General features: G+C 53.7%; 14 protein-coding genes and 1 pseudogene. 4 read left to right on the top strand and 11 right to left on the bottom strand.

What is annotated here, in order from left to right:
* Positions 1-7: 7 nt before the first annotated feature.
* Both HMPREF1255_RS02300 and HMPREF1255_RS02295 read right to left on the bottom strand, forming a co-directional pair.
* Positions 8-694 (bottom strand): phage tail protein, encoded by a 687-nt coding sequence (locus HMPREF1255_RS02300; RefSeq protein ID WP_024110694.1) that lies wholly within the window; start codon positions 692-694, stop codon positions 8-10.
* A 2-nt stretch (positions 695-696) separates the two neighbouring features.
* Positions 697-3375 (bottom strand): tape measure protein, encoded by a 2679-nt coding sequence (locus HMPREF1255_RS02295; RefSeq protein WP_024110760.1) that lies wholly within the window; start codon positions 3373-3375, stop codon positions 697-699.
* 86 nt (positions 3376-3461) lie between these two features.
* On the opposite strand from HMPREF1255_RS02295, the gene HMPREF1255_RS02290 reads away from it, so the two are divergent.
* Together HMPREF1255_RS02290 and HMPREF1255_RS02285 are read left to right on the top strand one after the other, a co-directional pair.
* A complete protein-coding gene (locus HMPREF1255_RS02290; RefSeq protein ID WP_024110830.1) occupies positions 3462-3647 on the top strand; it encodes a hypothetical protein in 186 nt (61 codons plus the stop codon).
* Positions 3644-4267: an alpha/beta fold hydrolase gene (locus HMPREF1255_RS02285; protein ID WP_024110796.1), complete on the top strand. Its 624-nt coding sequence runs from the start codon at positions 3644-3646 to the stop codon at positions 4265-4267. The genes HMPREF1255_RS02290 and HMPREF1255_RS02285 overlap by 4 nt, the downstream gene beginning before the upstream one ends.
* A 187-nt stretch (positions 4268-4454) precedes the next feature.
* Here the strand turns inward: HMPREF1255_RS02285 and HMPREF1255_RS02280 are convergent, their stop codons facing one another.
* The 3 genes from HMPREF1255_RS02280 to HMPREF1255_RS02270 form a co-directional block, all read right to left on the bottom strand.
* Positions 4455-4877, bottom strand: coding sequence for a hypothetical protein (locus HMPREF1255_RS02280; protein ID WP_024110526.1), 423 nt, complete (start codon positions 4875-4877; stop codon positions 4455-4457).
* Between the two features lie 15 nt (positions 4878-4892).
* Complete coding sequence (locus HMPREF1255_RS02275; RefSeq protein ID WP_016455236.1) at positions 4893-5504, bottom strand: major tail protein; 612 nt, start codon at positions 5502-5504, stop codon at positions 4893-4895.
* 610 nt (positions 5505-6114) lie between these two features.
* Positions 6115-6816, bottom strand: coding sequence for a TetR/AcrR family transcriptional regulator (locus tag HMPREF1255_RS02270; RefSeq protein ID WP_024110545.1), 702 nt, complete (start codon positions 6814-6816; stop codon positions 6115-6117).
* 93 nt (positions 6817-6909) lie between these two features.
* Between HMPREF1255_RS02270 and HMPREF1255_RS02265 the strand changes: the two genes are divergently transcribed.
* On the top strand, positions 6910-8133 hold the full coding sequence (locus HMPREF1255_RS02265) for an MFS transporter (RefSeq protein WP_024110886.1): 1224 nt from the start codon (positions 6910-6912) through the stop codon (positions 8131-8133).
* A 113-nt stretch (positions 8134-8246) separates the two neighbouring features.
* Here HMPREF1255_RS02265 and HMPREF1255_RS02260 read toward each other — a convergent pair.
* Positions 8247-8570, bottom strand: a pseudogene (locus tag HMPREF1255_RS02260) (major tail protein); the annotation flags it as partial.
* Between the two features lie 72 nt (positions 8571-8642).
* Here HMPREF1255_RS02260 and HMPREF1255_RS02255 point away from each other — a divergent pair.
* A complete protein-coding gene (locus HMPREF1255_RS02255; protein WP_024110597.1) occupies positions 8643-9155 on the top strand; it encodes a VanZ family protein in 513 nt (170 codons plus the stop codon).
* Here HMPREF1255_RS02255 and HMPREF1255_RS02250 read toward each other — a convergent pair.
* The 5 genes from HMPREF1255_RS02250 to HMPREF1255_RS02230 are packed head-to-tail and all read right to left on the bottom strand — an operon-like array spanning position 9152 to position 11840.
* The gene (locus HMPREF1255_RS02250; protein WP_024110513.1) at positions 9152-9499 is read right to left on the bottom strand and encodes a hypothetical protein; all 348 of its coding nucleotides are present in this window, start codon (positions 9497-9499) and stop codon (positions 9152-9154) included. The genes HMPREF1255_RS02255 and HMPREF1255_RS02250 overlap by 4 nt on opposite strands.
* Positions 9496-9933, bottom strand: a complete 438-nt coding sequence (locus HMPREF1255_RS02245) for an HK97-gp10 family putative phage morphogenesis protein (protein ID WP_024110820.1) — start codon at positions 9931-9933, stop codon at positions 9496-9498. Before HMPREF1255_RS02245 ends, HMPREF1255_RS02250 begins: the two co-directional genes overlap by 4 nt.
* Positions 9926-10246, bottom strand: a complete 321-nt coding sequence (locus tag HMPREF1255_RS02240) for a head-tail adaptor protein (protein ID WP_231477442.1) — start codon at positions 10244-10246, stop codon at positions 9926-9928. Before HMPREF1255_RS02240 ends, HMPREF1255_RS02245 begins: the two co-directional genes overlap by 8 nt.
* Before the next feature lie 29 nt (positions 10247-10275).
* The gene (locus tag HMPREF1255_RS02235) at positions 10276-10593 is read right to left on the bottom strand and encodes a head-tail connector protein (RefSeq protein ID WP_024110885.1); all 318 of its coding nucleotides are present in this window, start codon (positions 10591-10593) and stop codon (positions 10276-10278) included.
* Between the two features lie 29 nt (positions 10594-10622).
* On the bottom strand, positions 10623-11840 hold the full coding sequence (locus HMPREF1255_RS02230) for a phage major capsid protein (RefSeq protein ID WP_024110972.1): 1218 nt from the start codon (positions 11838-11840) through the stop codon (positions 10623-10625).
* Between the last annotated feature and the right edge of the window lie 7 nt (positions 11841-11847).

Below are 11847 nucleotides of genomic sequence, written 5' to 3'. Positions count from 1 at the left end.
CTTTCTGCTATAGGGTGCGCCAGTTGGGCTGCACCACAATCTTCGATACCCCAGCACCGAACTCGATTTGGTTAGCACCAGGTTGCAGTTGCGGGAAGGCCCCGGTTAGGGCGTCGCTTTGGGCTTTACCAGCCACGTGCCCCACCAACCGGGCACTATCGAGGGTCACCTGTCCAGCTGGGGATGCCACCACATGCTTGGTGCTGTTGATCGTCAACTCCAACTGTCCGGTACCAAACACAGTGATGACCGGATCAGCAGGCAACAACCCAGGATTCGTGATGGTTCCCGAAGCATTGAGCGTGACTGGTTTCAAGCCGACATCCAGATAGGTAAACGGGGCACATGTCAGCTCTGCCTGGAACATGCCCCAAGAACCCATTTCCCGGGCAAGCGGCGACACCTCGACGTGCTTCAAATACCTGAACAAACCAGGCTCGCCACTAAACGAAATCGCCGAAGCATCCATCAATGCAAAACATGCTTGCCGGTAGGTTTCCGGACCACCCTGGACTGCTAGTGGCAGGCTGATTTCGGTGTCGGCCCAGCCAGCAAACCGGGTTAAAGAACCGGCGCGACCTGCCACCTCGATATCGTCCACCTGCCTAGTGGCGGCAGGGATTTCTAGTGGTGCGGTGAACCGCAGGCCGAGCTGCCTAGAGGTTGTCTTGTGGTCGAGAACAAACCCAAACACTTCTACACTCCCGCCAGTAGGTTGGATCGCCTTGATAGGCGTGAGAGTTGCTGATCGATACGGGGTGCGAGCTTGCCCACCAGGGTGCCGTCATTGAGCACCACCTGAACATCTAGGGCACCGAGAATCCGCCTCGCAGTGGTATCAACGATGCCCTCCACATCCACAGGCGAAGTCTTATTTGGTGATGGGTTGGCATCGGGGTGTCGAATGGCTGCTGGTGCCAGATCTACATTCGGTAGGTGCAAGTCCGTGTCGTTGATGTTGATTGGCACATCAATGCCACTGCTAAGTTCGCTTACTGCATCGAGGGTGTCTTTGGCCATGTCTTTTGCTGCGTCTGCTGCCTTATGGCCCTCACTGGTGATTGCTCCGGCTAGGCCTGCTACGAGCATGTCGCCGACCCATGCCATTTGTTTGGAGGGGCTGTGGATGCCGAAGAATCCGAGGATCCCATCCCAAATGCTAGATACCCAGCTAGAAACCCTGTCCCACAACCAGCCCGCCAGCGACTGGATGCCCTGCCACAAACCAGAAACCAAGGAGGCACCAGCATTGATCATCTGGCCCACACCACCCAGAACAGCAGAAACAATCCCGCCAATAATTTGCGGGATAGCCGAGACAATCGTGCCAATAATCTGCGGTAGCGCACCAATAAGTGCTGTTAATAGCTGGATACCGGCCTGCACTAACTGCGGAATCGCACCAATCACGGCAGAGATTACCGCACCAATGATCTGCGGTAAGGCCGCGACAATCGTGGTGATGATCTGCGGTAAGGCACCGATCAGCGCAACAAACAGTTGAATACCAGCCTGAATCAGTTGCGGGATAGCACCGAGCACGCCGTTGATGATGGCTGTGATGATTTGCGGCAGGGCTGCCACTATCGCAGTAATAATCTCCGGCAGAGCGCTTACGAGGCTGGTGAGTAGTTGGATGCCGGTTTGGATGATCTGCGGGATAGCGCCCACAAGGAAATCCACCAGCCCCTGAATAATCTGCGGCAAAGCCTCAATCAACACAGGGATTGCCGCGATCAGGCCCTCAGCAAGACCGGTAATCAACTGCAAGGCAGCGTCCAAAATCAGCGGCAGGTTATCCACTAACCCTTGGATCATCGTGGTCAGCATCTCGACCGCCGCCGGAATCAACTGCGGCAATGCCTCACCGATACCGGCCACAAGCGTAGTAATGATCTGCACCGCAGCCTCCAACAGGCTCGGCAGCGCTTCAATGATCGCCTCCACAAGCGCCACGATTAGGGTTACGGCGGTGTCGGCCAGGGACGGCAGCACCGCAATAATCCCCTCAAGCAGGCTGGTCAGTATTGTCATGCCGGTCTCAACTACTTGTGGGAGTTGTTCGGCGATAAATGCCAGTGCCTCCTGAAGGATCCCGCCGAAGGTGTCGATCAGGGCTGGCGCCCCGCCGGTCTCGAAAGCGCTCGTTAGTTCATCGACCCAACCGTTAACTATCGGCATCACCGTCCCAGCCAACGCCGTGGTCAAACCACCAGCCAACAGGCCTTTGAGGTTTGCTACGCCGTCCTGCAAGGTGGCCAATTGTCCGGAGAAGGTTTTAGATTGGGCGTCCATCGCACCATAAAACCGCCCACCCTCACTAGTGGCAGAAGCGAAAGCATCAGCAACCATATCCGCAGATATAGCGCCTTTACCCATCTCCTCTTTCAACTCACCGATACTCTTACCTGTCTTGCGGGAAATCTCTTCGAGGGGGTTGAAACCGGCGTTAACCATCTGATTGAGATCCTGACCAGTCAACTTACCGGTCGAGGACATTTGAGCGAACGCCAGCGTGAGTGATTCGAACTTTTGGGCATCACCCTGAGAGATATCGCCGAGCTGTTTGAGCCTGATCTGGGATTCTTCAGCGCTCATACCGAACCCCATCAGAGTCTGGGTGCCCTTAGCCAGATCCTCCATCCCAAACGGAGTCCTGGCGGCTTCAAGTTTGAGGTTGTTGACTAGTTTCTGGGCTTTGGCCTGATCACCCAGCATCGTCGTGAAAGAGCTGGTGTATTGCTCCATGCGAGCGTTGTACTCCACCCCATCCTTCATCGCCCCGGCGAAGCCCTTAGCGATACCCGCAATGGCGTGCCCGATAGCCTTAACCCCACCAACGATTGCTTCGGCTGCAAGGTTAGCTTTAAGAACGTCACCGAAAAGCCGGGTCTTGCCCGAGGTGTCGTCCATCTCGGAACCCAACTCACCAACCGCGTTCTCAAGATGGGCAGTGTCTTTAGCGGCAGTCTTGGCATCATTACCGGCCCCGTCAGCCTGGTCACCAAACTTCGCTAACGCAGCATTGTTTTCTTTGAGTTCGCTTTCTAGGCAGTTGAGGGTGGCTTGGGCGTTATTTAGCTGAATCTGCCAATTATTCGTGCGCGAATCATTCTCGCCAAAAGACGAGGCAGCATTCTCAAGTGCAGACCGCAAGGTTTCGACCTTGGCCCGTTGCGCTTCGATCTCCTTGCCCAGCACCTGGTTACGAGACGTCAGCGCTGCGGCCGAGGAGTCGTTTTTGTCGAACTGGGAAGCGACCAGCTTCATCTCGGAGCCGAGTACCCGCATTTCGCGGTTGATGTCGGTGATGGCGCGCTTAAATTCCCGCTCACCTTCCAAACCAATCTTGAGACCAAAAGACGAGTCGGCCATGATGTGTTAACCTCATTTCAGGTAATGTGCAGTTGCCGATAATTAACAGGAATTGCAAGCAGCGAAAACCTGATGGAAGGATGACGATGGAAACTAGAAGCAAGCAGGCTCGTATATGGCTATGGGTAGCAGCCGCGCTGCTTTTTGTTGCGGCAGTTTGTTTCGCACTGCTTGGAATCGTGGATGCGATTTCGCCTGTCACGATGATTGGTAACGTCGCCGGATTCCTGCTTACCGGCATTGCGTTAGGGTTTTTCGCGCTACGTAAATGAGCACTGACCCTACGATTGTTTTCCTTCACGGCCTTGGTGAAACAAGGCAGGCCTGGGCTTCAGTCATCCAGCAGCTTCCTGAGTTCACCAGTTGTTGCGTCGACGTGCTCGATGCTGGCCGGCACTCAGGTGGATGGTCACTGGATGAGGCTAGCGACCAGATCGTAGAAACTCTTGCCGGACAGGTTCATCTAGTCGGCCTATCACTGGGGGCTGTGATCGCGTTGAATATCGCTGTCCGCCACCCAGAAAAAGTAACTTCACTTCTCGTTTCGGCACCCCAATACAAGCCGCCCCGCACACTCATGCGCCTACAGTCTTTAGTGATGCGAATATTGCCAGAAAGACTGGTGTGCCCTCCCGAGACTTCTAAGCCCGAAGTACTAGCAGTCCTCAAAGCAGTCACCGATTTAGACCTAAGCGCAGGGCTCGCAAGTATTGGGGTGCCAACCAGAGTGGTTTGCGGCAGTAAAGATAAAGCGAATCTTCCAGCCGCCCGCGCTACCGCCCGGCTCATCCCCCACGCATGCCTCGACATTATTGCCGGCGCTGGCCATCAATGGCACCAAACGCACCCCGAACTTTTCGCTGCCACACTCAAAACCCACCTAGCCAACTAGATTCCAGCCGGGATCACATCATCAATAAACCAGACACGTCTCTGCTTTGCCCGGCCGGTCTCTAACCGCCAACAATCCACTAGGTCTAGCAGTTCACCAAACACAGCCAGCTCGACCTCAGTGCGGCTCATGTTTAGGTGGGCCAGCCCGATATAAACCAGCCTGGTGAAGGCCGCCTCATCACTATCTAGGACTCGTCCTTGTTCTGGTCTTTTGGGGCCGGTGTCTCGGTAGCGATAGCTCGTCTGGTGCCTCGTTGTAGTGCTTCGCTGATCGCAGCCCGATAGTCAGCCAAATCAGCCGGCACCGTCAGCAACTCCACCGCGTCCACGGTTAGTTCAGTGCGTTGATCGTCGGGGTGCGTGAGGTTATGGATTGCGACAGATTGATTGGCGAGCAGGGTGATTAGCCAGATCACTTCACCCAACGATTTATCGACGTCTTCGGAGGTTTCGAGGGCATCGCCTAGATGTTCGAGTCCGCCGTAACGCTGCGCAATCAACCTGGTCGCACGAGTCGTCAAGACCAGCTCGTAATCCTGGCCACCGATAGTTATGGTGGCGCTGCGAAACGAATCGACCGCATTGGTTGTTGTGGGTTTCTTTCCCATAAAACTGCCCTTCTTTTAGTGGCTTGCGGCACGGCTAGGCGTGGTGGCTGCTGCAGGTTCGTAAACCTGCTTATACCAACCGCTAATCGTTTCTGCCTTTACCCCGGATGCGCCTTCAGTAACCTCGGCCTTCCACGGATGACGACCATTGCTATCTGGCTTGTTACGCCGCAGGATCGTGCCCTCAATACTCGGAGTACTGAAAGTAATGGAGTCAGCTTTCGTCGCCAGGGTCGTGGCAGGTAGAGCAAACTTCACCCGGTACAGCCAAAAATACTGATACTTACCGTTAGAGCGCGCAGCCCTGAAACCGATAGCAACAGGTGTGCCGCCATCCTCAGAAGCACTAATGAGTACACCGTTAGCATCCAAGGTTGCACCGGTTAGTGCTGCAGCTGATTCTGATCCGAGGTCGTCCACGCCGAGGGTGAGGGTGCCGGATTTGAATTCCTTAACGATCTCACTTGCCCCGTCGTCGGCATACAAAATTGCCTCAGCCACCTCCACAGACAATTCTGCAGATATTGCTTTAGCGAGCGGTTTAGGAACGGCATAGGTTTCCTCACCGCTGGTGGGATCTTCGCTAATGCTCGCGTAGTAGAGCTTGTCTAAACCAATAGTTGCCATGGTGTTTCCTTTCTTTTGGATCCTCATATTGAGGGGTGATCTGTTTTTCTCGGTTATTCTTGAGGGTAGGTGGGCGTGAACGAGGGGCGTGGTTGTGATGGCGCGTGGTAAGGCGGTAGAGCTTTTTCTGGTTGATGGAACCCCAGGTGGTATGGCTACTGCGGGGATAGCGGATTGGACGGGCATTCTCACCTCTGCACGCCGCGATCAACTTTCCCAGCTTTATAAGCGAGAGGAAGCCAATAGTGGAAGATTTCGTCGGCTTCTTTCTTTACGTTGATGTTCGTCGAAGAGGTAAGCCAGAAGTCGAGATGGAGGTTTCCTCTTCGTCCATACGCAATAGGGTGGGCTCAGTCTTCAATATAGGCTGCGGATTCCTGGGAGAAGCCTGTGTACTGTGAAGACCGATAGCTAGTTCATTGGTGGTGCCGTATTTGATGTAGTCGTACCAGTTGTTTGGGAAGCTCTGGATATAGTGGATCTTCTTGTATTTATTGGAAAATCGCAGGAAATAGAGGGAGAGGCTGAAAGGCTCTGCTCTTAGCTGGATGCCTTGCGATTTTGGGAAATATTTTATGAGTATTGATGATTTCTCTTGTTCACGGGTTCGTTAGGCGTTTTCGCGAGGCAAGATTGCTATCTCTAAACCGGCGAGTACGACTTCTATGATGATTTCAAAGTATTCCTGACTCATGCGGTCTTCGTTTTTCGGGTTGGCTAGCGGAATTAAGTAGCCTTGGATGATGTCAGCCAGCGTTGTGGAGCAGGCAGCTAGGGGCTGAAGTTGGGTAATCATTTGGCCTAGGTCGTGGCGCTGTTCCTGCTTGGTTGGGCTGCGCAAGTTGCGAGCAGTAATGCTCCACAGCATCGTGTTGATGATAATTGAGTATGCGATGTGAATGTACTTGCTAAAACCAGCGTCCCGTAGTTTTTCGTAAGCCACCTCCAAGATTGGTATAAACGCGGCGTTCATATGTCCATACATCAGTTTGTCGGTGACTCCGGGGAATTCAAGAAAGACGGGCCTGACATTTTTTGCTAGGGAGATGAACCAATCTTTCCATTCCAGCTGCTCGTCCGGTAGCTCGATGGTGCTAGTGATTTCGCCTATTACAGAAGCGGTAATGGCGTCACGGTTTTGGTAATGGTGGTAGATGACAGATGGAACTACTCCCAGATGCTGCGCAAGGTCGCGAATCGACCATTTTTCTAGACCGCACTCTCGGGTCAGTTCCATTGCGGTGTACATGATCTTTTCCTGCGTCAGCCAGGCGCGTCTACCCGTGTTTACCCGCTTGTCTTTATTTCCCACGAAAACAGCATATCCTTAACCTCGACAATACTAGAACATTGTTCTAGTATTGTCGAGGTTTGATTGGCTGCTCACTTTGGAAAGGATGTTTTAATGTGCGCCACTAATGAACGAAACGAGAAAGTCGAATCAAAAATAGCGGGACTGTTTCCCTTGTTTTTGACGGTTTTACTGGCATATATGGGGCAGATGATTCTTAATCCAATTCTGGCTCCGCTATCGCGCGAAATCGGGTTGAAGGAATGGCACATTGGCGCCACCATTTCGTTAGCAGCCGTAATGTTTTCTCTTACCTCCACCAGGTGGGGACGGGTCTCATTGCGATGGGGATCTCGGCGTATCTTGCTTATTGGCATGCTTGCCGGAATCCTGGCTCTAGGCGGATTCGCTATGGTGGTGTGGCTAGGATTTAAGGGTCTGCTCACCGGCATAGCGTTGATCATAGGAGTAGTCATAACTAGGGGCGTGCTGTACGGCGGTGCCATCGCATCAGTTTCCCCAGCCGCGCAAACCTACGTTGTGACTCATACCTACAATGAGACGCAACGGGTAAAAGGTCTGGGAGTCTTGGGCGCTGCACAAGGATTCTCGTCTATTCTTGGAGCCTTATTGGGTGGCAGCCTTGCAGCCATAGGAGGTTTCATGATGCCCTTGCTGGTGATGCCTTTGGTCATGCTTTTGGGCGTTGCCGTTTTGCTTCTAACATTCAAACCCACAGGTGGCGAAGAAAAAGTCGCTCAACCGGCAAAAGTTTCCTATTTTGATTCAAGAGTATTCGTGTTCCTGGCTTGCGGTTTCCTAATGTTTACTGCTTTTTCTACCGTGGCTACACTTTTCGGCTTTTTACTGCAGGATGTTTTGAAGCTAGCGGCCGGCGCAACAGCAGGGCTCACCGCTTTGTGCATGTCAATAATGGGTGTGGTGATGATACTGGCGCAGGCCTTGGTGGCTCCAAGGTTAAACTGGGGTGCTAAAAAACTCTTTAGAAGAGGATTAATAATCGTTCTTCTCGGGTTACTACTCTTGGTTTATCCACTAAATCTTGGACTGTTCATCGTGGCCAGCATCTTGACAGGCTTTGGTCTAGGCCTGGCGATGCCTGGCTACAACACGGCGCCTACTTTGCAAATGAAGCCCGAAGAGCAAGGTGGGCTGGCCGGGTTGATTAATGCTAACAATGGTGCTGCCTATGTAGTGGCACCGATAGCCTCTACCGCACTTTACGGACTCTCTCCGTGGCTACCAATGACATGTTGCACAGTCCTGATAGCTGCGGCAATTTTGCTGAGTTTTTACCATCCCGAGTTCCGCAAATAATCTCTTTATGATTAGAAGCAAAAACTATAAAAATCCCTGCTAAAGCGGTGTTGACTTCAGCAGAACTGTGATGTCTAGTCACTACGAGATTCAAACAAACTCAAACGTCTCAAAAACCCCATGCAAACACCAGGTGTGCCGCCATCTTCGGAAGCACTAATGAGCACACCGTTAGCATCCAAGGTTGCACCGGTTAGTGCTGCGGCTGATTCTGATCCGAGGTCGTCCACGCCCAGGGTGAGTGTGCCGGATTTGAATTCTTTAACAATCTCGGATGCCCCGTCGTCGGCGTAAAGGATCGCTTCAGCAACCTCAACGGACAGCTCGGCGGATATTGCTTTTGCCAGCGATTTCGGGGTGGCATAGGTTTCCTCACCGCTGGTGGGATCCTCAGTGATGGTTGCGTAGTAGAGCTTGTCTAGACCAATAGTGGCCATGATGTTTCTCCTTTTGGGTAGTGATTTTCGTGACATGGGTCTTTAGATGTCATCGAGAGATAGAATTGGGGCATGAGAGAGAAAACGCGATGCTTGACCTATGCGGTGTTCGGGATTTATCTGCTCTTGTTGTCGTGGATGGTGCTGTTCAAATTCGCCACCAGCGTTGACGACATACTGGCCATGCGGCATGTGCGCTACTTAAATCTGATCCCATTTGCAGATTCTGCGAATCTTTACGGGTCGCTCTTCTTTGATGAGATCGTGGTCAACTTCCTTGTTTTCATCCCGTTTGGCTTGTACATGAGGATGTTGTTGAAACGGCGCTCATGGTTAATTCAATTGCTCCCACCGTTTTTAGCAAGTGTGGCATTCGAGGTCGTTCAGTACGTTTTCGCTATTGGGATCAGCGATATCACCGATGTCATAATGAACACTGCTGGAGCCGCTACTGGCTTAGTAGTTTTTGCTCTGCTAGCCAGATTCTGGCCTGAAAAGAGCGAAAAAGTCATTAACGTCATCGGGTTAGTCCTGGAGATCTTGTTCATCGGATTTTTGACTTTCCTGATCATTGCAAACTCTTAAGGACAGGCTCTAAAACTCGAAACATCGATGGAATAGTGGTGAAAACCGGTATCCGCCTCGTATCCGATATAGCGGCGGGCGGTCACCGTCAGCCCTGCATCAATTAGGGCTCGGGTGAGCTGGTTACGCAGCCCCAGGTAGTTGGTCTTCGTGAACAGTGCGATGCGGACTTCTTCGACCTCAATACCGGGCTGGTTGTCAGCGAAAACCCCCAACGAGTCGGTCAGCGGCGTGAACACCAGGTAGGAGTCTGGTGCCGGAGTGTTCCCATACAGCCCGACTGCATACGGCAGCTCAAGTTTCTGGGCCATGCGGCTTAGTTGCTCTAGCAACGGTGTGGTCATGGTTTCACCGCCTCGATACGCGCCGCGAGTACTTGTTTCATGGCTTCTACTGCGGGCCTGCGGGTTTGTGAACGCGTCGGTGCCAGAAACGGACGAGCTGGCTGGTTGGAGCGGCCGTGTTCGAGGACGTTGGCGATCAAGGCGTTGGAGCGGCCATCGGAGCGGTTTTCAGCGAAGCCGACCTTCACGTTATGGTCACCGCGACTGTTGACCTTCACCGTGGTTGTGCCAAGCGCTGCGAGCAGCTGTCCAGTGGAACGCGAAGGTTGCTTAGCGCCAGAGCCTATTGCGGCGGCGAGGTTTGCTCGCATCCGAGGTTCTACCACGCCAGCACCAGCTTGCAGGACTTCCTCAGCCGACGACTCTAGAACGTTGCCGGCCGCGCCAAGTGAGTCGATGAAAGTGTTGGGTAGACGGATCTGGACTCTAGCCATGGCTGTTTCCTTCCGGTTCAATACGGTGCGCCATGATCTCGATATACCGACCCATAACCTCAACCGCATCAATCACGTACCGGCCGCTAGCGCAGGCGACCTCCATGGCTTCAGTAACTCGCAGCCCCGGTATTACTCGAATGCGGAAGAGCACGTCAGCCTTGCAGTAGGCCGCCCGGTTCACCCACGCGCCAGAAGCGTGACGCACCTCGATATAGGCCCGTACTGAGGCGACAATCTCGTCGTGGACGCTAGCGAACCCGGCAGCGTCCTTTGTAACTACTGGTGCTATCAGGTCGACGTGTTCGGTCATTCTCCCAAGCGAAGCCATAACGGTTCTCCCTAGATTTTCCAGTTCCGATCCAGCCGCAACAGCGTATTGACTGCGCCCCAGACGGCCCGGGCGGCTTCTGGTTTGTCAGCCCAAAACCCGGCTGTTGCGCCGTCGCGGGACTCATAGAAGTGGGTGGCGAGCATAACCACACCCTGCCGGGTCGCCTCCGACATCGGCTGCTTGTCGTAGAAGCCGGCATCGAGGTGTTGGTAGCCGGTGGCGTAGGAGGTGGCAGCCTCCACAAACGAACCAATCAGCCCATCATCGGAATCATGATCGATGATGAGGTTCTGCTTCACTACTGCCACGAGTTCGTCGTTGTTCATTGCTGCCACCTCCTAACTACTGTCTTGCTTTATCCGGCGTTCTTTTGGGTCAATACCTTGACGGCTTCAGGCAAAATCAACTTGCCGTCAAGACGCTGAGAGGCAAGAAACCCAATCTGCCCAGTGGTGGCGAATAGTTCGTTGAGGCGTTTGAAGGAGCGGCCCTGGCGGTCAGCGATCCAATAAAACCCAAGATCACCAAACGCGACCGTGCGAGCCCCTGCCTTCAACTCGGGCGCAAACACCGAAGTGTGAACCGGCCGACCCAGGATCATGTCCGGTGTGCCAGCGGTCAGGGCTGGCTGCCACAGGTACTGGCCATTACCGTCCTTGAGCTTGCGCACAGTCTTGACGGTTGCATCGTTCATCAACCACACCGCCCGCGCCCTGTACGGGGCACGAAGCGAATAGTGCAGGTCGATGAGTTCGTCAGCGCTAATATCTGTGGGTTTTGCAGTGGTGACGCCAGTTTCTGCTCCACCGGTGGTGTTGAAGATGCCGGTGGGTTTACCCTGCCCGTCGCCTACAAGGAATGCTTCTTCTTCGGCCGCACCGATACGGCGAGCAAACTCACTAGCCAGGTACTGCTCAACATTGAACGCAGCATCATTGAGCAACTCCTCAGAAATCTTGAGGAAAGTACCCAACTTATAGGCGCTTAGGGAAATCTGGGTGAAGGCCTCATCCGATTCGGAATACGGCTTGCCCTCATCCAGCCAGGTCGCAGTGCCGTGAGTAGAAACCACAGGAATCTTGCGATCCCCGCTAGTGGTCTGAATGACCTTGGCGAGGGTGCGCATGACGTTTTGGTCGGCTAAAGACTGCACTAGGGTGCGCTCGAACTCGTCAGGCACCAGATACCCGCCCTCAGAATCCACACCCTCACTTAAAGCGTTCCTTACTTCCACCGGCGAGGTGTTTAGGCGCATCGCATCCCAAAACGCACGGCTGTAAGAGGCGGTAGCGCGAGCCGGTTTCGCCTTGCTGTCCTCATCAGGGCTGGTGCCGGGTGTAGCAGTGATGGGTGCCCGAGTCGCCTGCGCGAGGGAGTTTTCGAGGCGTTCGGCTCGCTCACTGCGAGCGATCTCGTTTGAAAGCGCCTCGATATCAGCCTCCATCTTCGCGTAAGCCGCATCGTCCTCAGTGCTCAGGCAGCCGGTCTCAGAGTTGCGGCGCTCATCAAGGAACGCCTTAGCCTTATTCCAGGTTTCGGCGCGGCGGGCATAAAGATCAGTAACAGTAGTCATGGTAAAA

The sequence above is a fragment of the Propionimicrobium sp. BV2F7 genome, from assembly GCF_000510445.1.
In the GTDB taxonomy this organism is placed as follows: Bacteria; Actinomycetota; Actinomycetes; order Propionibacteriales; family Propionibacteriaceae; genus Propionimicrobium; species Propionimicrobium lymphophilum.
This window is presented reverse-complemented; position numbering and strand designations above follow the sequence as displayed.

What these genes read in the sequence shown, in the direction of transcription:
- HMPREF1255_RS02295 (WP_024110760.1), bottom strand. Translation starts at nt 3,375, where the DNA reads ATGGCCGACTCGTCTTTTGGTCTCAAGATTGGTTTGGAAGGTGAGCGG.
- HMPREF1255_RS02290 (WP_024110830.1), top strand. Translation starts at nt 3,462, where the DNA reads ATGGAAACTAGAAGCAAGCAGGCTCGTATATGGCTATGGGTAGCAGCC.
- HMPREF1255_RS02285 (WP_024110796.1), top strand. Translation starts at nt 3,644, where the DNA reads ATGAGCACTGACCCTACGATTGTTTTCCTTCACGGCCTTGGTGAAACA.
- HMPREF1255_RS02280 (WP_024110526.1), bottom strand. Translation starts at nt 4,877, where the DNA reads ATGGGAAAGAAACCCACAACAACCAATGCGGTCGATTCGTTTCGCAGC.
- HMPREF1255_RS02275 (WP_016455236.1), bottom strand. Translation starts at nt 5,504, where the DNA reads ATGGCAACTATTGGTTTAGACAAGCTCTACTACGCGAGCATTAGCGAA.
- HMPREF1255_RS02265 (WP_024110886.1), top strand. Translation starts at nt 6,910, where the DNA reads ATGTGCGCCACTAATGAACGAAACGAGAAAGTCGAATCAAAAATAGCG.
- HMPREF1255_RS02255 (WP_024110597.1), top strand. Translation starts at nt 8,643, where the DNA reads ATGAGAGAGAAAACGCGATGCTTGACCTATGCGGTGTTCGGGATTTAT.
- HMPREF1255_RS02250 (WP_024110513.1), bottom strand. Translation starts at nt 9,499, where the DNA reads ATGACCACACCGTTGCTAGAGCAACTAAGCCGCATGGCCCAGAAACTT.
- HMPREF1255_RS02245 (WP_024110820.1), bottom strand. Translation starts at nt 9,933, where the DNA reads ATGGCTAGAGTCCAGATCCGTCTACCCAACACTTTCATCGACTCACTT.
- HMPREF1255_RS02240 (WP_231477442.1), bottom strand. Translation starts at nt 10,246, where the DNA reads ATGACCGAACACGTCGACCTGATAGCACCAGTAGTTACAAAGGACGCT.
- HMPREF1255_RS02235 (WP_024110885.1), bottom strand. Translation starts at nt 10,593, where the DNA reads ATGAACAACGACGAACTCGTGGCAGTAGTGAAGCAGAACCTCATCATC.
- HMPREF1255_RS02230 (WP_024110972.1), bottom strand. Translation starts at nt 11,840, where the DNA reads ATGACTACTGTTACTGATCTTTATGCCCGCCGCGCCGAAACCTGGAAT.